The 19,022-nt window shown below is 55.7% G+C and carries 21 protein-coding genes; 6 read left to right on the top strand and 15 right to left on the bottom strand.

Annotation, left to right across the window (positions count from 1 at the left end; genetic code table 11):
* Window positions 1-111 precede the first annotated feature (111 nt).
* Entirely contained in the window at window positions 112-1,011 is a 900-nt protein-coding gene (locus tag K6R05_RS02850; protein WP_013359142.1) for a LysR family transcriptional regulator, read from the top strand.
* Window positions 1,012-1,033: 22 nt separating this feature from the next.
* Here K6R05_RS02850 and K6R05_RS02845 read toward each other — a convergent pair whose 3' ends face one another.
* The 11 genes from K6R05_RS02845 to pmbA all read right to left on the bottom strand — a co-directional run bounded on the left by K6R05_RS02845 (window position 1,034) and on the right by pmbA (window position 10,718).
* The gene (locus tag K6R05_RS02845) at window positions 1,034-2,944 is read right to left on the bottom strand and encodes a BglG family transcription antiterminator (protein WP_161735376.1); all 1,911 of its coding nucleotides are present in this window, start codon (window positions 2,942-2,944) and stop codon (window positions 1,034-1,036) included.
* Between the two features lie 107 nt (window positions 2,945-3,051).
* On the bottom strand, window positions 3,052-3,792 hold the full coding sequence (dagF, locus tag K6R05_RS02840; protein ID WP_161735378.1) for a 2-dehydro-3-deoxy-phosphogluconate aldolase: 741 nt from the start codon (window positions 3,790-3,792) through the stop codon (window positions 3,052-3,054).
* The gene (locus tag K6R05_RS02835) at window positions 3,789-4,910 is read right to left on the bottom strand and encodes a DgaE family pyridoxal phosphate-dependent ammonia lyase (protein ID WP_222924950.1); all 1,122 of its coding nucleotides are present in this window, start codon (window positions 4,908-4,910) and stop codon (window positions 3,789-3,791) included. The genes dagF and K6R05_RS02835 overlap by 4 nt, the downstream gene beginning before the upstream one ends.
* Window positions 4,894-6,024 carry an amidohydrolase/deacetylase family metallohydrolase gene (locus K6R05_RS02830; protein WP_222924949.1) on the bottom strand — a complete coding sequence of 377 codons (1,131 nt, stop codon included), beginning with the start codon at window positions 6,022-6,024 and terminating at the stop codon, window positions 4,894-4,896. Before K6R05_RS02830 ends, K6R05_RS02835 begins: the two co-directional genes overlap by 17 nt.
* A gap of 44 nt (window positions 6,025-6,068) precedes the next feature.
* Window positions 6,069-6,710 carry a DUF4310 family protein gene (locus tag K6R05_RS02825; protein ID WP_010256482.1) on the bottom strand — a complete coding sequence of 214 codons (642 nt, stop codon included), beginning with the start codon at window positions 6,708-6,710 and terminating at the stop codon, window positions 6,069-6,071.
* Between the two features lie 11 nt (window positions 6,711-6,721).
* Window positions 6,722-7,498, bottom strand: coding sequence for a DUF4311 domain-containing protein (locus K6R05_RS02820; protein ID WP_161735383.1), 777 nt, complete (start codon window positions 7,496-7,498; stop codon window positions 6,722-6,724).
* A gap of 127 nt (window positions 7,499-7,625) precedes the next feature.
* Window positions 7,626-7,925, bottom strand: a complete 300-nt coding sequence (locus K6R05_RS02815; RefSeq protein ID WP_013359149.1) for a DUF4312 family protein — start codon at window positions 7,923-7,925, stop codon at window positions 7,626-7,628.
* Between the two features lie 2 nt (window positions 7,926-7,927).
* Window positions 7,928-8,284 (bottom strand): SFCGS family glycine-rich protein, encoded by a 357-nt coding sequence (locus K6R05_RS02810; protein WP_010256477.1) that lies wholly within the window; start codon window positions 8,282-8,284, stop codon window positions 7,928-7,930.
* A gap of 13 nt (window positions 8,285-8,297) precedes the next feature.
* Window positions 8,298-8,633, bottom strand: a complete 336-nt coding sequence (locus K6R05_RS02805) for a glycine dehydrogenase (protein WP_161735385.1) — start codon at window positions 8,631-8,633, stop codon at window positions 8,298-8,300.
* Between the two features lie 294 nt (window positions 8,634-8,927).
* Window positions 8,928-9,314 carry a cytochrome b562 gene (cybC, locus tag K6R05_RS02800; RefSeq protein ID WP_161735395.1) on the bottom strand — a complete coding sequence of 129 codons (387 nt, stop codon included), beginning with the start codon at window positions 9,312-9,314 and terminating at the stop codon, window positions 8,928-8,930.
* 63 nt (window positions 9,315-9,377) lie between these two features.
* The gene (gene pmbA / locus K6R05_RS02795) at window positions 9,378-10,718 is read right to left on the bottom strand and encodes a metalloprotease PmbA (RefSeq protein ID WP_161735387.1); all 1,341 of its coding nucleotides are present in this window, start codon (window positions 10,716-10,718) and stop codon (window positions 9,378-9,380) included.
* A 115-nt stretch (window positions 10,719-10,833) separates the two neighbouring features.
* Between pmbA and yjgA the strand changes: the two genes are divergently transcribed.
* The gene (gene yjgA, locus K6R05_RS02790; RefSeq protein WP_222924948.1) at window positions 10,834-11,379 is read left to right on the top strand and encodes a ribosome biogenesis factor YjgA; all 546 of its coding nucleotides are present in this window, start codon (window positions 10,834-10,836) and stop codon (window positions 11,377-11,379) included.
* 38 nt (window positions 11,380-11,417) lie between these two features.
* Here the strand turns inward: yjgA and K6R05_RS02785 are convergent, their stop codons facing one another.
* Both K6R05_RS02785 and mpl read right to left on the bottom strand, forming a co-directional pair.
* Window positions 11,418-12,158 carry an oligogalacturonate-specific porin KdgM family protein gene (locus K6R05_RS02785; RefSeq protein WP_135907641.1) on the bottom strand — a complete coding sequence of 247 codons (741 nt, stop codon included), beginning with the start codon at window positions 12,156-12,158 and terminating at the stop codon, window positions 11,418-11,420.
* Between the two features lie 582 nt (window positions 12,159-12,740).
* Window positions 12,741-14,093 carry a UDP-N-acetylmuramate:L-alanyl-gamma-D-glutamyl-meso-diaminopimelate ligase gene (mpl, locus tag K6R05_RS02780; protein ID WP_222924947.1) on the bottom strand — a complete coding sequence of 451 codons (1,353 nt, stop codon included), beginning with the start codon at window positions 14,091-14,093 and terminating at the stop codon, window positions 12,741-12,743.
* Between the two features lie 168 nt (window positions 14,094-14,261).
* Here mpl and fbp point away from each other — a divergent pair, with 168 nt between their 5' ends.
* Entirely contained in the window at window positions 14,262-15,269 is a 1,008-nt protein-coding gene (gene fbp, locus K6R05_RS02775; RefSeq protein ID WP_010256459.1) for a class 1 fructose-bisphosphatase, read from the top strand.
* Window positions 15,270-15,327: 58 nt separating this feature from the next.
* Here the strand turns inward: fbp and K6R05_RS02770 are convergent, their stop codons facing one another.
* Window positions 15,328-16,887 carry a methyl-accepting chemotaxis protein gene (locus K6R05_RS02770; RefSeq protein WP_161734838.1) on the bottom strand — a complete coding sequence of 520 codons (1,560 nt, stop codon included), beginning with the start codon at window positions 16,885-16,887 and terminating at the stop codon, window positions 15,328-15,330.
* Between the two features lie 169 nt (window positions 16,888-17,056).
* Here K6R05_RS02770 and K6R05_RS02765 point away from each other — a divergent pair, with 169 nt between their 5' ends.
* The 3 genes from K6R05_RS02765 (at window position 17,057) to ppa (ending at window position 18,609) form a co-directional block, all read left to right on the top strand.
* Window positions 17,057-17,467 (top strand): lysozyme inhibitor LprI family protein, encoded by a 411-nt coding sequence (locus K6R05_RS02765; protein WP_222924946.1) that lies wholly within the window; start codon window positions 17,057-17,059, stop codon window positions 17,465-17,467.
* A 61-nt stretch (window positions 17,468-17,528) separates the two neighbouring features.
* Window positions 17,529-17,978 (top strand): DUF441 domain-containing protein, encoded by a 450-nt coding sequence (locus tag K6R05_RS02760; RefSeq protein ID WP_013359160.1) that lies wholly within the window; start codon window positions 17,529-17,531, stop codon window positions 17,976-17,978.
* A 100-nt stretch (window positions 17,979-18,078) separates the two neighbouring features.
* Complete coding sequence (gene ppa, locus K6R05_RS02755) at window positions 18,079-18,609, top strand: inorganic diphosphatase (RefSeq protein WP_033734022.1); 531 nt, start codon at window positions 18,079-18,081, stop codon at window positions 18,607-18,609.
* A 59-nt stretch (window positions 18,610-18,668) separates the two neighbouring features.
* Here ppa and K6R05_RS02750 read toward each other — a convergent pair whose 3' ends face one another.
* Window positions 18,669-19,022 carry a gamma-glutamylcyclotransferase family protein gene (locus tag K6R05_RS02750; RefSeq protein WP_013359161.1) on the bottom strand — a complete coding sequence of 118 codons (354 nt, stop codon included), beginning with the start codon at window positions 19,020-19,022 and terminating at the stop codon, window positions 18,669-18,671.

Raw genomic sequence — 19,022 nt, 5'->3', positions numbered from 1 at the left:
GGTGACGAGGATCGGCCACGGACTTTATGCACCCATGGTAAAAGTCTGGACGCCGGATTGTTAGCCAGTTAATCTGCCCGGCATGTTCAAATTTCCTGACAGAGAACCGGGATGGCTAAAGAGCGTGCGTTAACCCTTGAATCGTTACGCGTTATGGATGCGATCGATCGCCGTGGCAGTTTTGCAGCAGCAGCGGATGAACTGGGGCGTGTACCTTCTGCCCTCAGCTACACTATGCAAAAGCTGGAAGAAGAACTGGATGTGGTGCTGTTTGACCGCTCCGGTCACCGCACCAAATTTACCAACGTGGGGCGCATGCTGCTGGAGCGTGGCCGGGTACTGCTGGAAGCGGCCGACAAGCTCACCACCGATGCGGAAGCGCTGGCGCGTGGCTGGGAAACCCATCTGACTATCGTTACCGAAGCGCTGGTGCCCATTGATGCACTCTTTCCGCTGGTGACCCGTCTGGCCGACAAAGCTAACACGCAGTTTTCGCTGGTCACAGAAGTACTGGCGGGCGCATGGGAACGACTGGAACAGGGCCGCGCCGATATCGTGATTGCCCCCGATATGCATTTCCGCGCCTCCACCGAGATCAATACCCGCAAGCTCTACACCATGATGAGCGTCTACGTCGCCAGTGCGGATCACCCGATTCATAACGAGCCGGAACCGCAGTCTGAAGTGACGCGGGTGAAATACCGTGGCATTGCAGTCGCGGATACTGCGCGCGAACGTCCGGTGCTGACCGTGCAGTTGCTGGATAAGCAGCAGCGCCTGACCGTGAGCAGCATGGACGATAAGCGCCGTGCGCTGCTGGCGGGTCTGGGCGTGGCAACCATGCCCTATTCATTAGTCGAGCAGGATATTGCTGAAGGTCGTCTGCGGGTAGTGAGCCCGGAGTATACCCGCGAGGTCGATATTATTATGGCGTGGCGACGTGACAGCATGGGCGAAGCCAAATCCTGGTGCCTGCGCGAGATCCCGCGCCTGCTGGCGAAGAAAAACTAAGTATCGTGGTTTCAGGGCGAAGCTAAGACCGGCTCAGGCAATCCATCGCCACCGCCCTGAAGCTGTTAAAATCGCTGCTGTCCCGCAGGCGGGTCATCGCCCGTTCACGCAGGAACGTCACAAACAGATCGTAAATTGCCATTGCTTCTTCATATTCACTTTTGCTGATCGCCAACAGGAAGATGACATAGGCGGTATCGTCGCCCCACGCGATGCCGTGCGGTGCCAGCACGGTATAGACCACGGTTTTCTTTGCCAGCAGTCCCAGCGAATGCGGCAGCGCAATCCCTTCGCCAAGCATGGTGCTGACAATCGCTTCACGCTCTTCAACCGACGGACAGAACGCCGCATCCACAAAGCCCTCCAGTTCCAACTGATCGCACAGCTGACGAAACAGTTCAGACTGGGTCATCGGCCTGTCAACGATATGAAAGTGCTGGGCATCAAAAAATTTCGCCAACATGTAGGGCCGGGTCCGGTCAACCAGCACCAGCTTGCCAATCTGCTCCAGCTGAAAACCGGTGGGAAACGGTGACATCACTACCACCGGTTTCTCTTTTTCACTGAGCCGGATGGTCGAGATAACAAAATCCTCGTCAATACGACTTCGCGCTTCATATTCGCGCTGTGACAGGCGCGCCGTGATCTGTAACTGCGGGTATTTGCGCAGCAGCATCGCCTCTATCATGCGCAGCGTAGAGTTACCACTGTCGCACACCAGCAACACCTGCGGATGACGCTGATAGCCCACGTCATAGTGGCGCTCCAGCCCGACGCCAATATGCAGCACCAGAAAGCCGATCTCATTCTCGGAGATAACATACGGAGTATATTTCCCCCAGCTGGTCACCGCCGCTAAGGTGACATCGTAGGCCATCGGATAGTGCTGCTTGATGTTGCTGAGCAGCGGGTTGGGAATGTGGATCTGATAACGCACCCGGGTAATCATAGTTTTGATGTGGGTGAGCAGGTCAGCACGCAGCTGCTGATCGTTTTGCAGATTGAAGTTGTAGTGCGTGTTGATAAAGCTGAGCAGATAATCCACCAGCGCGTCGGCATCATCCGCATTGATGGCGCTGGGCGCGATCGCCTGAATGCGTCGCGCCGCAATATTGACCCGCAGCCAGTTCTCTTCCGCCGGTGAAATCGGTTTGCTGACCAGCGGGCGCATCAGATTAATCAACTGATGCGCCGCTTCCCGCACTTCATCGCCAATCTCCTCGGCACCCGGATCGTTAAGCGGATAGCCCTCGCTGATGCGACGCACCGCCACGGCGCAGTAAAGCCGCAGATAGCGTTCACCTTCATCGCTGAGGCGAATGTTGTGTTGAGCAAAACAGCTTTGCAGCAGCGGGCGCAGCGTCTCCAGCATGCCGCTGTTCAGCGCTTCAATCGTCAGCAGCGGACTCTCTGGCTGCGCCTGATCGATTTGCCATAACAGGTCGGTCAGGCAGGTACGAATTGCCACTTCGCTGCCAAACAGCTTCATGCCGTAGTGTGGCTTGCTCTCAATGGTGAGGTGATAGCGACCCAGCCATTCGCGCACCTCCGCCATATCATTCTGCAGGGTGGCGCGGCTGACAAACCACTCTTCGGCCAGCTCTTCAAGTTTCAGCGAATAAGCCGCAGTGAGAAAGCGGGTCAGCAGGTAACGAACCCGGTCTGGCGAGGTGCGTGGCACTCGTAGCGGCGACGCAGTGTGCTGCTGCAGATGCTGAAAGCGCTGAACATCCTCAATCTTCAGCTGATAGCCCGCGCCACGGCTCAGGATAAACTGCGCGCCATGCTCTGCCAGCAGCGCATTCAGCGCCGTGATATCGGTGCGCACGGTGCGGGTCGAGACGGCAAAACGCCGCGCCAGCTCATCCTGAGGCAGCGTTTCGTTTTGCAGGGCATCGAACAGTTGCGCAAGGCGCTGATTGGGAAATCTCACAAGCGTTACCTGTTTGCAGACAGAAAGTGGGAAGATCAGCCTACGGCGATCGTCACGCAACGTCCATGTCGCGCGATCGGCCTGCCGCAGGCTGATCGTGTCGATCTTCAGGCCAGCAGCGTTTTACAGATGGCCAGTAGCTGCTGCACATCTTCAATGCGGGTCTCTCCGCTGGCTTTGTCAATGATCGAACTGTAGACGTGCGGGATCACTTTGCTGACGCCCGACTCCAGCGCAATGCGCACGATCTCGCCGAAATTGTCCAGATCGATGCCGCCGGTGGGCTCCAGCCAGAAATCCTGTTTTGCACAGGCTTCCGCCACAGCGCGGTACTCATCCACCGCCTGCAGGCCGCCCATCGGGAAATATTTCACCGAGCTGCCGCCCATATCCTGCAGCATCGCAATCGCCGTTTCGATGGGCACGATCCCGTCCTGCTCTTTTGCGCTGCGCGGTCCGGTAGAGATTTTGACCCGGCCCGGCGTGCCGGTGGGCGAGATCAGACCGTTCACGATGGTCTGTGACTGGCCCAGCAGCGCACGACTGGTGGCAACGCCGGTAAAGACCTGGTTCACATGCTGTGGTTGCAGCACCGCCGAAATCTCACTCACCATCAGTGACTGATTAGGATCGCCCGCGCCCAGCCCCACCGAGAGTGCATTATCGATCAGCGCGGCATACTCACGCATATCCGCGATAGCAGCGTCATTGCTGGCGTAGTTTTTTGACAGCACGCCGACCAGCACGTGCCCTTCTGCTGCCTGCCAGATGGCGCGGGCGTTCTCCTTTGATCCCGCCAGGACGTTAAGGCAGATGCGATCCTGATAAAAGTTGGGGGTCAGCGTCATGCGTGTTTCTCTCCGTTTAACAGTGCCTGAATGCGGGTGAAAATCGTGTGCAGTTGATCGGCGCTGACGCTGCGCACGTCCGCCTCAATGATCCCCTCGTTGGCTTTGTAGCCACGGAAGTAGATCGCGACGTCGCCCTTTTTCAGCGCCTGCACCAGATCGCCGGTGCGCTGCTGGATCGCGGCTTCGTCAAATGCGATCTCAGCGCGGGCGATATCGCGTCCGGCTGCATCCCACACGATGCGGGCCGTCACGCCATTCAGGCTGTTGAGCCGCTCAATAAACGGCGTCATTTTTTCCACCATCTGCGCGCCGCTGATTTTTGGCTGAGACAGATAGTTTTCAATCGCCTGGGTCAGCCCGAGAATCCCCTCTTTGCCCACTTTCATCGCGCGGCCTATACCGTTAGTCTGGCGTTTGACCCACTCAACGTAGTGGTGTCTGCCAATGACCAGTCCGCTGGTCGGCCCTTCAATCGCTTTTGCGCCGCTGTAGATCACCAGATCGGCACCCGCCTGGTAGTAGCATTGCAGATCCTCTTCCGCTGCCGCATCGACGATTAGCGGCACACCATGCTCACGCGCAACCGCCGCGGCCTGTGCCACATCGAGATGGCTTTTCTGCACGCAGTGGTGAGATTTCACATAGAGGATCGCTGCGGTCTGTGGCGTGATCGCCGCCGCCAGCTGGGCGGGTGAGCACTCGTTGCTATATCCTGCTTCCACCAGTTGCCCGCCACCCAGCGCCACCATGCTGCCGACCGGTGCGCCATAGTTCACGTTGTGCCCTTTCGGCACGACAATCTGGTGCGGGATGGTCAGCGGTGCGGCGTGCAGGTTGTCCACCAGCCAGTCGTTGTCTTTCACAATCACCGCCGCCACGCTCTGGGCAATACCGGCCGAGGCGCAGGAGACCACCAGCGCGTCCTCCACCTTCAGCAGACCGGCGATATAAGTACCCGTCTTATCCACCAGATCTTTCATTTCAAAGTAGTGGTCGAGGCCGTACTTCACCGTATCGATCACGTCACTGGACGGCGTTGAAACGCCGAGGATCGTCATACGGCCAGAGGCGTTTATTACCGGCTTCAGGCCATACTTTTCATATACCGAGTTCATGCGCTATTCCTTCTTTTGTCGCGAACCACGTACCAGCGACGACGGCCGCCAGCGGAACAAGATGCTTCTCACCGGCGATCTGTTCACCTTCTGAATCGATAAAGGGCCGGGTTTCCTCTTTGACGCTAAAAACCGTCAGGTCGGCGTCGTAACCAATTTTCAGCTGGCCCTTGCGCAGCAGGTGAAGTCCTGCCGCCGCATTGACCGTTACGCAGTCAATCACCTGCGGCAGCGTCATACCGACACTGAAAAATTTCGACATCACATGCGCCAGGTTGTGAACCGGTCCGGCCAGACGATTGCGGCAGTAGATGTCAGAGCTGATGGTGTCGGGCAGAATGCCCTGCGCAATCGCCACGCGGGCAACCTCAAAGCTGAAACTGGCGCTACCGTGGCCGACATCGAGTTTTACGCCACGTGCAATGGCATGTTTTACCGCCGCTTTGAGTTCACCCTGCGGCGTCAGAATGCGGTTGGGTTTGCCATTAAAACAGTGCGTGATGATGTCGCCCGTGGTGAGCAGATCCGCAATCTGGTCGAGATTGGGTGGATTATTGCCGATGTGAACCATCAGCGGCAGACCGCCACTTTCCTGCTGAATTGCCTTAGCTTTTATCAGCGGCTGGACGCCGTTCTGACCCACCACGCTGCTGCTGATGCGCGCCTTAAGGCCGACAATAAAATCGGGCAGTCGTGCTACGGCCTGCTGCACCGCTTCGCCGTCGATCTGCGTCATATCGGCCAGCTCATTCTGTGTGACGATGCCGGTGCGGGCGATATTGATCAGCGCATAGACCTGAGTCTGCGCCGCACGCGTCAGCTGGTAGAAATCCTCAATATGTTCTGCGCCGGTGCTGCCCGCATCGACTACCGTTGTGACGCCATGCGCCACGCCAATCGCGTCCGCTTCATCATGGTAAATCGGTGATTTGGGATAGCAGTGAACGTGTGAGTCTATCCAGCCAGCGCTGACGTAGTAGCGGCCCGCCAGATCGCGCTCGTGCCGGGCCTTGCCCTGCACGTTGCCGATAGCGGCAATGCGGCCATCCTGCAGCGCAATGTCGACCACCTGCTCATCGCAGAGTCTTGCTGCGCGGATAATCAAGTCGTACATGGTTTCTCCTTAACGACAGCCCGCTGCCGGGCTGCCGGTGAGATTCAGAGAGCAATCGGGAACAGCGCACCCAGAATCATCGCGCCGAGGATGGCACCGCCGGTAATCGGTTTGTTCCAGAGGTAGAACAGCAGCGCACCCAGCAGTGAGCCCAGGCCAATCGGAATGGAGGCTGCCATAGCGGACAGGATGATCAGCGGACCCAGGAAGCGGCCCGAAGCATTACCCGCACCCATCATCACGTCTGCGCCGTAGGTGGAGTCGCTCTGATTGATGGTGAATTTACGCGCCAGAATAATCAGGTAGCCAATCGCCACGCCGATCACCAGGCCGGTCGCCAGCGAAGCCGCGAAGTTTGCCACCGGAAAGACGATGCCCGCCCCCAGCAGCAGTGCCGGAACACCCAGCCCGACGCCGGTCTGGATCGCGCCGCCGATATCCAGAATGCCCACCAGCGAACCTTCAATGATGCGGGCAAACAGGAAACTGGCACCGAAGGCGGCGACTGCACCGTAGACGCCGGTCTCCATGCCCGCGCGCAGCATCGAAACAAACGCCACTTCGTTAAACGCGCCGATGCCATAGAGGTAATACATGTGGGTCCCGGCAAAAACGCCCGAGGAGAGCAGGCCAACAAAGATTGGGAAAGACCAGTCGGCGTACCAGAAGCCTTTATTTTCGTTCATCGCATCGCCTCTTATTTGCCGCTGACTGCGTTATGGATCATGTCGAGCCAGCCGGGAATGCCGAGCTGGAAGGACTGCAGCAGCTTCATGTCGAAACCACGGAAGAAACCGCTGAGCACAAACAGCAGCACGATGGCGGTCATCATCACTTTAGTGACCCGGTTCCAGCCGCTCTCTTCCACGCCTTTACCGATCAGGATACCCAGCACCAGACCTGGCACGGCGTTGCCCATAATCAGCTGCGCCAGACCGCCAAAAATGGTGGCCCAGAAGCCTGATTTTTTGCCTGCATCAATCGCCGCCAGCCAGAAGATCACCGGCATGACGGTATTCACCAGCAGGTTAGCGGCGGGCACCAGTACTTTGACCGCGGTCACCTGCAGTGCAGCCGGCACAGCAGAGGCAGTGGAGTTGAGGAAGGCGACCACGATCATGCCGATGATGCCGCAGGCGATGGCCATTTTTTTCGGATCGTGCAGCGTCTCCGCCACATTACGGTTCTTCACCATCAAAGCGGCCGCGCCCCAGTTTGGAATGATGCGGTGATCCACATCCTGCGTGAATGAACCGGCTGCGACAGACGATGCCCAGGCATTGAAAAAGAAGCCAAGACCAAAGGAGAAGTGGGATGCCGGATCGCCCTCGCACGAATTCAGCTCGCCCAGCGTACGAAAGGCGCCCATGCCCTGGGTGGTGGGCGCATGGAACATGCGCGCAGCACCCGCACCGACGCCGACCCCGACCAGCCCGCCAATGATCAACGACTTAAACAAAATGATTAAAAACATGTTGTTGTACCTTGTTGTCGTTTTTACCCGCCCTATCCGCGACGCCGCATTGACCTGGCCTGACCGCCGCGCTATCGCAACAGCAGTGGAACGGACAAACGGCGGGCTGATGTGAACAGGTTCTGTTTTATGATGCCGCCGTGAACGTCACCTGTTCGGTGTCGAAAACGGTGACGCTGACGGTGATCTCCAGCGTGACGCTGAAGCTCCTCCGCTGGCGCGCCAGAAAGAAGAAGAGAAACTTCTCGGTTCTGACGCTCTCCTGCGCGCGCAGCACCCGGACATCCTGAGGTTCAATGCGCAGCAGAATTTTTTGCGTCGCGCGCAGGACCTGGTTCTGCACCCGACTCAGGGCATCGGCAAAGGCTTTCGCTTTGGTGTCGCCTTTGCCCTCGACCGTCACCTGGGTAACGTAGTGTTCTTTCATAATCAGCTGCCGTGCTTCTTGTTCCAGGCCTGCACCAGCCGCTCGCCTAACTCTTCTTTATCCATAAAGCCGAAGCCCAGCACCGTGGCACCTTCATTGATGGCAGTGACGCCTTCGTCGACAGAACGCATGCCATGTTTTGCTTTGTAGCCATATTTGTTCTGCGCGGTAATAGCACCCGCGCCACCGCTGCCGCAGAACGAGATGCCGAAATCAGCGTTCTCTGCCTTCATCACGTCACCCAGCTTCATGTCAGCGGCCACGCCTGGCACCACGACGGCGCGACCACCCGCTTTCTCGATGCCCGCGGCCACTTTCTGGCCCTTACCTAAACGATCGCCAATCACTACTGTTACCATGGTGTGTTCCTCTCTATTTGTTTGATCGCGCGACTTCAATATGCACTGACAGCAGCCAGGCCTCTTCGCGGGGGAGATTGCCAAACAGGTCGACAACCTGCTGCGCCAGCGCGACCGTTTCCGGCGGAATATCCTCAAACAACTCCGCTTCCACTTCCGGTAACGGCTCGCCGCTCAGCGAGCGTGACGCCATGGCTCCGACATGCGATTGCAGCATCTGCTGCTGGACCGCATTGGGCTGAATGCCATGCTGCTGATAGATCGCCGCAATCTGCGTCATTACGCTGTCAGCCAGCTGCTGCACTTTCTCCGGTGGCGCTTCATACACCGGGACGCCGTTATTGCTCACCTTGCTACTCCTGTTAAACCGGATAATTCGCGTTAGAAATAAATTAGCGGTCATCACCCCGGCTGTGGAGAGGCAACATTTCCAGCAGCAAGTGGAAATTGAAGTGAAGGTTGTGCGTCAGATCGCAGGCTGCATGCTTAGTGCGATCTGCGTCTCAAAATGCGCAAAATGATGGCGTTAGCTTCGCCAGGCGGTAATGTTGTGCGGCGACCAGACTGCCAGACGGTAGTTTACGGCGCGGTAATAAGCAGAAGTGATGGTAAAAACTGCCGGTCGGGCTGACCGGCGGTCGGATTAGCGGAATTTCTTATGGTTAGTATTACGGATGTCATCAAATTTAGCGGCTTCGCGCTTTGCGCCGTCCACGTTGTTAGCTTTCGCCAGCGTGCTGACCACATCAATCTGTGCGATGAGTGAGTCCAGGCCAGCGTGATAGTCTTTGATCTGCGCACTGTCAGCAGGCTGACCTTCCAGCTTATCGGGCGTCGACTTTTTGGCATCCTGCGCCGCGGCACGCATTTTGGTTAACGCCTGCTGCATCTCCTGCGCACTGTCCGTTTTCTTAACGATTTTCAGGTTCGCATTCAGCGTGTCCATATCCTGCTCCAGATCTGCCGCATAGAGACTGACGCTGGAGAACAACAGAGAAGCCGACAACATTGCAATCACATGCTTACGCATCATTACTTCCTTTTTATTGTGATGAAAAAAAAGCAGCCAACAGGCTGCTTCAGGAATTCATCTTTATTGTCCCGCTATCTTCATCTCAGGCAGTAACACCGAACCGCACTGGATATTACTGCGGGTTTCAATATCGTCACCGATGGTCACCATGTTGTGCCACATCTCTTTAAGATTGCCGGCAATAGTGACTTCGCTGACCGGGTACTGAATTACGCCATTCTCAACCCAGAAACCGGCTGCACCGCGTGAGTAGTCACCGGTAATGGCGCTGACGCCCTGGCCCATCAGTTCGGTCACCACTAACCCGGTACCCATCTGCTTCAGCAGGTCGTCAAAGCTGTGACCCTGACCCGCAATGCGCCAGTTATGAATACCACCAGCATGGCCGGTGCTGGTCAGACCCAGTTTACGGGCGGAATAGCTGGTCAACAGCCAGGTCTGCAATACGCCATCTTTGATGATGTCGCGCGCCTGAGTCCGCACCCCTTCACTGTCAAACGGCGTAGAGGCGAGCCCTTTCAGCAGGTGTGGCTGTTCACTGATAGTGAGCCACTCCGGCAGAATCTCCTGACCCATTGAATCCAGCAGGAAAGTCGATTTACGGTAAACGCTGCTGCCGCTGATCGCACCAACCAGATGACCAAACAAGCCAGTCGCCACTTCAGCGGCAAAAATCACCGGGGCTTTCATGGTCGGAAGTTTACGCGGGGCCAGACGGGAGAGCGTACGGCGCGCGCACTCTGCACCTACCCAATCCGGGCTTTTCAAATCTTCAAATGCACGGCCAATGGTATAGGCGTAGTCGCGCTCCATGTTGCCATCCTGCTCAGCGATAACGCAGCTGGAGAGCGAATGGCGGCTTGAGCAGTAGCTCTGCAACATTCCGTGGCTGTTGCCAAAGACTTTGATGCCGACGTGGCTGTTGAAACTACCGCCTTCGGTGTTGGTAATACGCTTGTCGGCCCGCAGTGACGCCTGTTCCGCCTGCGCGGCCAGTTCAATGGCACGATCAGCGTCAATTTCCCACGGATGGTAGAGATCCAGATCCGGCGCATCATAGGCCAGCAGTTCTGCGTCGGCCAGACCGGCAAAGGGATCGGGTGAGGTGTAGCGGGCAATATCAATCGCCGCCTGCACGGTACGCTTGATCGCATCCGGGCTGAGGTCGGTCGATGAGGCACTGCCTTTACGATTCTGATGATAAACGGTGATGCCCAGCGCACCGTCGCTGTTAAATTCAACGTTTTCCACTTCGCCATAGCGGGTGCTGACCCCGATGCCGGTGGTCTTACTGACAGCCACTTCCGCGCTGTCAGTGCTTGCTTTAGCCAGTTCAAGTGCCTGCGCAATGGCCTGCTCCAGTACTTTTCGCTGTTCTGCAACCTGAGTAGATACGTTCATCGACCTGCCGTCTAATCTTATGTGTGAATGATTTGAGTCTATCAGAGTCAGAGAACAATTTCGCAGTCACCCGATAAACTGGTAGGATTAGCCTCTTTTTTTTGGGAGCCCGGAAATGACCAGACAGCCCGATGAGTGGCTCGACGATGTGCCAGATAATGACGAAGAAGAACATGAAGAGATTATCTGGGTCAGTAAGAGTGAAATTAAACGCGATGCAGAAGAGCTAAAGCGCCTGGGAGCCGAACTGGTTGATCTGGGTAAAAACTCGCTGGATAAAATCCCGCTGGATGAACGCCTGCGCACCGAGATCGAACTGGCACAGCGCATCAAGAAAGAGGGTCGCCGCCGTCAGCTGCAGCTGATCGGTAAACTGCTGCGCAGTATTGATGTGGAGCCGATCCGCATTGCGCTGGATAAACTAAAGAATCGCCACAACCAGCAGGTTGCGCTGTTCCACAAACTGGAAATGCTGCGCGATCGTCTGATTGAGCAAGGCGATGAGGCGATGAGCGACGTCATTGCGCTTTATCCCGATGCCGATCGTCAGCAGTTACGCAGCATGATCCGTAACGCGCAGAAAGAGAAAGCGGGCAACAAGCCGCCGAAGTCTGCCCGTCAGATTTTCCAGTATCTGCGCGAGCTGGCCGAAGCGCAGTAATGCCATGGCGGGCAGTTTCGCCCGCCTCCCGGCAGCCCTTACCGATAGATATAGAGAATACCGGTGCGCAGCCGCAACTGGCGTTCGCTCGATGTCGCAGAACGTCCGATATCGCCAAAGGTGACGTAAGGCACCCAGACGCGATCGTTGCCAAGCGCATAATCGAACTGTAATTCCTGTTCATAGTCATCATGCTTATTAGCAAACAGTTTCGCATCCGCGTGCTTATATACCAGCTTATAGGTGGTGGTGAGACGATCGGTTTTATTGCGCAGATAGAGATCAAAACGGTTAGCCGTGCGATGCCGGTCAGTATCGCAATAATCAATCCCCCCGGTGCGGCATTGATCGTCATGGGCATAATCGGTCAGTTCAAGGCGATATAATCCGCCAACAGACCAGCGGTCATTAATTTTATACCAGGGCGCCACACCAAACTTCCATTCGGTGCGCGAGGAGTTAAATTCCGGCTGGATAAAAGGTGACAGCGTCCAGTTACCCCAGTAATAGGACTTCAGAAAGGTGACTTCCACCACATTTAACACGGTGTCGTTATAATATTTATCTTTTGGATCGGCGCCACCGGTTTTAAATTTGGTTTCGACGCCAAGAAACATATTATCCGGCAGCGTGGTACTCAGCCCCAGCTTGTCATAGTGCGTGCGGTCGCGAAGACGGTATTCGTGCCGGTAATCCACCGTGGCCGTTGCCAGTGCTGCTGCGGAAGTGCATAACAGCGTAACGCCCAGAGCCAATGATCGTGTTGTACTTTTTCCCATAAAAAACATCCTTATTCTCAGTCATCAGGGCAATGAATTATCCGAACTCATTTAACCCAAAGTTAACTTATATTTAAAAACCGTATTAATATAAGATGCCACATAAATAAAACCTGTTATTTTTTAACCTGAATCCTTCTGGTTATTATTTATTTCCCGGCTACAACAGAGACGATGCTAAAAATAACCGACAGGTGTGGCCTTTCTGTTTCAGACACTAATAGAGAAAATATGGCAACTGAAGGAAGAGTGAGGAGATCAAATTCAAAAATATGTGGTATTTGTTGAGAAGATAATATTATGGGGAATACTACGTTTAAAAAAACGCCCGATATGGGCGTCGGAGATTGTTGATAAAGTTCGGCCCTGTAGCGGTAAGACCGAGCCTGCAAAGAGAACGCGGTCAGATCGGAAAGACGCAAAAGCTGTCATCGATGACACGCCCGGCCCGCGTCATCCGTAGCGCGGGACGCTTTCCTCTTCTGACCGAATTCCCTTCGCCTTGGGCAACTGCGTTGCTGCCAGATTCAACCTGATTAGGGTTTGTCATCAGTCTGAAACGCCCGAAACGGGTGCCTGTTTTTAGGCCAGCCTGTCCAACAGCTTCTGATGAATGCCGCCAAACCCACCGTTGCTCATCACCAGAATCGTGTCACCTGGCTGAGCGGCTTTTGCCACCATTTCTACCAGGGTATCGATATCCGCGCTCCAGTGTGCAGGCGGAATGCACGCTTCTGCGACATCTGAAACCTGCCACGGAATATGGTGCGGCTGGAACAGGAAGACCTCATCAGCACGCGCCAGCGACGGTGCCAGGTCGTTTTTGCTGACGCCCATCTTCATGGTATTGGAGCGAGGCTCCAGCACGGCCAGGATGCGTGCTCTGCCGCCCACTTTGCTGCGCAGGGCAGCCAGCGTCGCCAGAATTGCCGTCGGATGGTGAGCGAAGTCATCATAGACTTTGATGTTATTTACTTCGCCACGCAGCTCCAGCCGGCGACGTGCATTGATAAAGGTGTTCAGCGCCTGGCCTGCATCTTCCGGCTTCACACCGACATGCCGCGCGGCAGCAATCGCCATCAGACCGTTATGCATGTTGTGTTCGCCTACCAGCGCCCAGTTCACTTCCCCGACTTTCTCGCCGTCGAGCCAGATTTCCCAGTGAGACGCATCGTTGGTCAGCTTCTTCGCCTGCCAGCGCCCGTGCTCGCCAATGCTCTCCTGCTCGCTCCAGCAACCCATCGCCATCACCTGTTTGAGGTTAGGATCATGTTCCGGCAGCAGGATCTTGCCCTGCCCCGGCACGATCCGCACCAGATGGTGGAACTGCTTCTGGATCGCCCGCAGATCGTCAAAGATATCGGCGTGATCAAATTCAAGGTTGTTGAGGATCAGGGTTCGGGGAGAGTAATGGACAAACTTGGAACGCTTATCAAAAAACGCGCAGTCATACTCATCCGCTTCAATCACGAAGAATGGGCTTTTTCCTAATTTTGCCGAGACATCGAAGTTTCCGGGCACACCACCAATAATAAAGCCTGGCTCAAGGCCGCAGGCCTCAAGAATCCACGCTGCCATGCCGGCTGTGGTGGTTTTGCCGTGGGTTCCCGCGACCGCCAGCACCCAGCGATCGCGCAGCACGAAATCGTGCAGCCACTGCGGGCCAGAGAGGTAAGGAATGTTGCGTTCCAGCACCGCTTCCACGCAAGGATTACCCCGCGTCATCGCGTTGCCGATAATCACCAGATCAGGCACCGGGTCAAGCTGACTGGCGTCGTAACCTTCTGTTAATTCAATACCTTGCTGTTCAAGCAGAGTACTCATAGGTGGGTAAACGTTGGCGTCTGACCCGGTCACCTGATGACCCAGTGAACGAGCCAGCACCGCCAGACCACCCATAAAAGTGCCACAAATCCCGAGGATGTGAATGCGCATTACGTGATCCATTACTCAAAAGTTCGGCGCACAGTGTAACGCCGCTCGCAGACGGAAGAAACGGATTAGGACTATGGTTTTTGAAGTTCAATCGGCTAAACTGCGTACGCATCCGTTGGCAGACTGTTACGCGTGCTGCCACTCCATCGAAGATTCAGGGAATGTGTTATGAAAACGTTGGGCGAATTTATCGTCGAGAAGCAGCATGACTTTCCGCACGCTACAGGTGAACTGACAGCGCTGATTTCCGCTATTAAGCTGGGTGCCAAAATCATCCACCGCGACATCAACAAAGCCGGTTTAGTGGATATTCTGGGTGCCAGCGGCGTCGAGAATATTCAGGGTGAGCAGCAGATGAAACTGGATCTGTTTGCCAACGAGAAACTGAAGGCAGCACTGAAAGCACGCGGCATCGTCGCCGGTATCGCTTCTGAGGAAGAAGACGAGTTTGTGATCTTTGAAGGTGAAGAAAACGGTAAGTACGTGGTGTTAATGGATCCACTGGATGGTTCTTCTAACATCGACGTTAACGTTTCTGTCGGCACCATTTTCTCTATCTACCGCCGCGTCAGCGAACCGGGTACGCCGGTTGTTGAAGCGGACTTCATGCAGCCAGGCAACAAGCAGGTCGCTGCGGGTTACGTGGTTTACGGCTCCTCCACCATGATGGTTTATACCACCGGTGCAGGTGTGCATGCGTTTACTTACGATCCGTCTCTGGGTGTATTCTGCCTCAGCCACGAACGTATGACCTATCCACCAACGGGTTACACCTACTCCATTAACGAAGGTAACTACATTCGTTTCCCGCAGGGTGTGAAGAAATATCTGAAGTTCTGTCAGGAAGAGGATCTGCCAACGCACCGTCCTTATACCTCACGTTACATCGGATCGCTGGTCGCGGATTTCCATCGTAACCTGCTGAAAGGCGGTATCTACCTCTATCCAAGCACCGCCAGCCACCCACAGGGCAAGCTGCGTCTGCTGTATGAGTGCAATCCGATGGCCTTCCTGGCCGAGCAGGCGGGCGGTAAAGCCAGCGACGGTCAGAAGCGTATTCTGGATATTCCACCGGTCACGCTGCACCAGCGCTGCCCGTTCTACTGCGGTAACGAGGCGATGGTGAACGACGTTGAGCGTTTCCTGGCCGAGTTCCCGGATTGCCGTCAGGGTTAATCAGGTAGTGGTTTAATAAGAGATATAAAAAGGGCGCGATTTCGCGCCCTTTTTGCTTTTACGCCGTCTGCAATCTGAACTGCGCCATCGTCGCCTGAAGCTGGCCGGACTGCGCTTCCAGCGACTGGGTCGCGGCGGTGGCCTGCTCTACCAGTGCCGCATTCTGCTGCGCCGTTGCATCCATCTGCGTGACCGCCAGATTGACCTGCTCAATGCCACGGCTCTGCTCGTCGGAGGCCATCGAGATCTCTTTCATCAGTGCCGTTACGCGCATCACTTCACCAGAAATTTCATCCATGGTTTCCCCGGCGCGCGTCGCCATCTCCGTCCCCTCTTTGACCCGCGACTGTGAATCACTGATTAGCGTGCGGATCTCTTTGGCCGCGTTAGCACTGCGCTGCGCCAGCGTACGCACCTCATTCGCCACCACCGCAAAGCCACGCCCCTGTTCGCCGGCTCGCGCCGCTTCGACGGCGGCGTTAAGCGCCAGAATGTTGGTCTGGAAGGCGATGCCGTCAATCACGCTGAGAATGTCGCCGATACGATTGGCGCTATCGGTAATCTCATGCATTTTTTCCATCACGTAGCAGACCACTTCAGCGCCGCGATCGGCGGTATCAGAGACCGCGTTAGCCAGCTGATGCGCCTGCTGAGCGTTGCTGGCGTTAAGACGGACCGTGGCCGTAAGCTGCTCCATGCTGGCCGCCGTCTGCTCCAGCGAGGCAGCGGACTCTTCGGTGCGCTGCGACAGATTGACGTTACCCGCCGCCAGTTCACGGCTGCCGATGTCGATCTGCATACTCGCTTCACGCACCTGACTCACCGAGGTGCGCAGTGACTGCTGCATCCCGCTCAGTGCATGATTAAGCCTGCCCAGCTCGTTGTTGCTGGACGGCGGCAGCGCCTGCGACAGGTCGCCAGCCGCGATCTGTTCAAGATGGACAATCGCCAGATTCAGCGGCTGCAGCAGCATCCGGCGCAGCAGTTGCCAGGCGAGCACCAGCAGCAGTAGTGTTAATACGCCTGCCACAGCGATCAGAATTTTCATTTTGGTTTCATTGTAGGCCGCCTGTGCGAGCTGGGCCTCGGTGACCTGTCCGGCGAACTGGCTGAAGTCTGTGACAGCGTTGTTGTAGCTTGCCGCCAGCGTCGCCAGGTTGCCTTCCAGCAGCTGGTAATATTCGTCAGTGTATTGCTTATCAAGCGCGTCCATCATCGGTTTGATGCCCTGGTCGAGATAGGCTTTGTAACTGGCTGAAATCGCGTCCGCCAGCATTTTCCCGTGCGCCGTCACCGTTCCGGCATCCACAAAGCGCTTCAGGTTTCGCTGTGATGACACCACATCCGCCTGCGACAGCTTTGTCACTGCCGCGCCCTCTTCCAGCATACCGATTTCAATTTTACGCACCGCCAGCGCTGCATTAGCGCGGGCCCGCATCAGATCTGAATTACTCTGGTAAAGACTGTTCAGCTCGATCCCCTGAATACGGTTGATCACATCCAGCGAGCGATTCCCTTTATTAATTGCCACGATACCCATAAAACTCACCGCCAACAGCAGCAGTGTCATAAATGCCAGCAATGCCAGCAACCCCGTGCGAAGTGATATCTGTTTCATCCTGATAATTTCCGTGTAAGAGAAAAGGCGAATTTTCCAGCGGCCCTAAAACGGATGAAGTATCGGCAGTAACGGCGCGAAACTTTAACTCTGATTAGTGTTAACAACTTGATCATCACGGGAACATCCATCAAGCTAATCGCCGCTTATCCGTTATCCGGAGAAAAGAATGAAACCAGGATTACTTCTGATGCTGCTGTGCCTCAGCACGGCGGCGCTGGCAGAGGATCTGCCGACAGACGCCTCGCCCGACCGCTGCCTCAATGACGCCTCGACTACCCTTGCCATGAACCAGTGCTACGCTGCGGCCAATCGGGCCTGGGATCAGGAGATGAATAAGCAGTACAACACACTGATGAAAACCCTCTCCGGTGAACCTAAAAACAAACTGCGTGCCGCGCAGCGTGCCTGGCTGAGCTACCGCGACAGCTGGCTTGAGGCGAGCCGCAGCCAGCTCACTACACAAGGCTCGCTGGGCAGCGTGGCGCTGAGCGCTCAGAGCCTGAGCCTGGTGCGCAATCAGACACTGATGTTGCAGTCACTTGGTAAAGGCAGCTGTGCTAACCCCGATGACTGCTGATCGATAACCGGCTTTTGCGCTGGCTGAAGTCAGCGCGCTCATTCACCTTCAGGGAGAAACCATGGCTGCTTACGCCTCGACATTGATTCTGATTGCCCTTGCCGTACTGAGCTATTTCGTTCACAACAACGCGGTCACGATTTCGATTCTGGTGCTGCTGGCGATTAAAATTACCCCACTGGCGCAGTTCTTTCCCTATGTGGAAAAACAGGGCATTACTTTAGGCATCATTATTCTTACCGTGGCGGTGATGGCCCCGCTGGCCAGCGGCTCACTGCCCGCCTCCGCGCTGCTCAAATCGTTTGCCAACTGGAAGTCGATTGTGGCGATTGTGGTGGGGATTTTTGTCGCCTGGCTGGGCGGTCGTGGCGTGAACTTTATGAGCGTGCAGCCGTCGGTCATCGGGGGACTGCTGATTGGTACGGTGATTGGCGTAGCGTTCTTCCGTGGCGTGCCGGTAGGGCCACTGATTGCCGCAGGCATTGTTTCGCTGTTTGTGGCGGCGAAGTAGCGTTTGGGCGCATTCCGAAACGCCAAAAAGAGGGCATACTTTCAGAGTCAGTTGGCTATAATAGCCGACACTCAACATACGACTACTGAAGGAATGCCAGATGAGTTTGAACCAGGTGCCAGCAGGTAAAGACCTGCCAGAAGATATCTACGTTGTCATTGAGATCCCAGCGAATGCTGATCCGATCAAATATGAAGTTGATAAAGAGTCTGGTGCCCTGTTTGTAGACCGTTTCATGTCTACCGCCATGTTCTATCCGTGCAACTACGGCTACATCAACCACACCCTTTCTCTGGATGGTGATCCGGTTGACGTACTGGTTCCGACCCCGTATCCACTGGTCCCAGGCTCAGTGATTCGCTGCCGTCCGGTTGGCGTGCTGAAAATGACCGACGAGTCTGGCGAAGATGCCAAACTGGTTGCCGTTCCGCACACCAAGCTCTCTAAAGAGTACGATCACATCAAAGATGTGAACGACCTGCCAGAACTGCTGCGTGCACAGATCACCCATTTCTTTGAGCACTACAAAGATCTGGAAAAAGGCAAATGGGTGAAAGTGGATGGCTGGGATAACGCCGAAGCCGCTAAAGCCGAAATCATCGCCTCTTACGAGCGCGCACAGAAGAAGTAATCCTGCTGCCGGTTTGTGAGTCGAAAAAAAAACACCGTCCAACTGGACGGTGTTTTTGTTCAGGCCTCTGGCTCCTCATCGCGCTTCAGCCAGTCACCACTCATAATGCGCTGGCGTCCTGCCACTGAGCGTTGATAGACATAAAGCCATGCACTGCCAAACGGCGTCTGAGTCAGATAACGTTTGTACTCTCCCCCTTTGGTGCGAAGCGCATCCAGCTCCGCAAGGGTTGAGGCATCAATGCGGTACACTTCACATTGTACCGCTCCATTGCCCTCTATGACGCCGGGATAATGCCCCAGACTGTAAAGCTCAAAGCCTTCAATCTGGTGATCACCCAGCCACTGCGCATTCGTCATCCAGTGACTGTTTCCCTGTTTGCGCCGTAAACTGCCGTAGACAATTATTCGCAT

This window comes from Pantoea alfalfae (genome assembly GCF_019880205.1).
Taxonomy (GTDB): domain Bacteria; phylum Pseudomonadota; class Gammaproteobacteria; order Enterobacterales; family Enterobacteriaceae; genus Pantoea; species Pantoea alfalfae.
This window is presented reverse-complemented; position numbering and strand designations above follow the sequence as displayed.

What these genes read in the sequence shown, in the direction of transcription:
- K6R05_RS02850 (WP_013359142.1), top strand. Translation starts at nt 112, where the DNA reads ATGGCTAAAGAGCGTGCGTTAACCCTTGAATCGTTACGCGTTATGGAT.
- dagF (WP_161735378.1), bottom strand. Translation starts at nt 3,792, where the DNA reads ATGACGCTGACCCCCAACTTTTATCAGGATCGCATCTGCCTTAACGTC.
- K6R05_RS02835 (WP_222924950.1), bottom strand. Translation starts at nt 4,910, where the DNA reads ATGAACTCGGTATATGAAAAGTATGGCCTGAAGCCGGTAATAAACGCC.
- K6R05_RS02830 (WP_222924949.1), bottom strand. Translation starts at nt 6,024, where the DNA reads ATGTACGACTTGATTATCCGCGCAGCAAGACTCTGCGATGAGCAGGTG.
- K6R05_RS02825 (WP_010256482.1), bottom strand. Translation starts at nt 6,710, where the DNA reads ATGAACGAAAATAAAGGCTTCTGGTACGCCGACTGGTCTTTCCCAATC.
- K6R05_RS02820 (WP_161735383.1), bottom strand. Translation starts at nt 7,498, where the DNA reads ATGTTTTTAATCATTTTGTTTAAGTCGTTGATCATTGGCGGGCTGGTC.
- K6R05_RS02815 (WP_013359149.1), bottom strand. Translation starts at nt 7,925, where the DNA reads ATGAAAGAACACTACGTTACCCAGGTGACGGTCGAGGGCAAAGGCGAC.
- K6R05_RS02810 (WP_010256477.1), bottom strand. Translation starts at nt 8,284, where the DNA reads ATGGTAACAGTAGTGATTGGCGATCGTTTAGGTAAGGGCCAGAAAGTG.
- cybC (WP_161735395.1), bottom strand. Translation starts at nt 9,314, where the DNA reads ATGCGTAAGCATGTGATTGCAATGTTGTCGGCTTCTCTGTTGTTCTCC.
- pmbA (WP_161735387.1), bottom strand. Translation starts at nt 10,718, where the DNA reads ATGAACGTATCTACTCAGGTTGCAGAACAGCGAAAAGTACTGGAGCAG.
- yjgA (WP_222924948.1), top strand. Translation starts at nt 10,834, where the DNA reads ATGACCAGACAGCCCGATGAGTGGCTCGACGATGTGCCAGATAATGAC.
- K6R05_RS02785 (WP_135907641.1), bottom strand. Translation starts at nt 12,158, where the DNA reads ATGGGAAAAAGTACAACACGATCATTGGCTCTGGGCGTTACGCTGTTA.
- mpl (WP_222924947.1), bottom strand. Translation starts at nt 14,093, where the DNA reads ATGCGCATTCACATCCTCGGGATTTGTGGCACTTTTATGGGTGGTCTG.
- fbp (WP_010256459.1), top strand. Translation starts at nt 14,262, where the DNA reads ATGAAAACGTTGGGCGAATTTATCGTCGAGAAGCAGCATGACTTTCCG.
- K6R05_RS02770 (WP_161734838.1), bottom strand. Translation starts at nt 16,887, where the DNA reads ATGAAACAGATATCACTTCGCACGGGGTTGCTGGCATTGCTGGCATTT.
- K6R05_RS02765 (WP_222924946.1), top strand. Translation starts at nt 17,057, where the DNA reads ATGAAACCAGGATTACTTCTGATGCTGCTGTGCCTCAGCACGGCGGCG.
- K6R05_RS02760 (WP_013359160.1), top strand. Translation starts at nt 17,529, where the DNA reads ATGGCTGCTTACGCCTCGACATTGATTCTGATTGCCCTTGCCGTACTG.
- ppa (WP_033734022.1), top strand. Translation starts at nt 18,079, where the DNA reads ATGAGTTTGAACCAGGTGCCAGCAGGTAAAGACCTGCCAGAAGATATC.
- K6R05_RS02750 (WP_013359161.1), bottom strand. Translation starts at nt 19,022, where the DNA reads ATGCGAATAATTGTCTACGGCAGTTTACGGCGCAAACAGGGAAACAGT.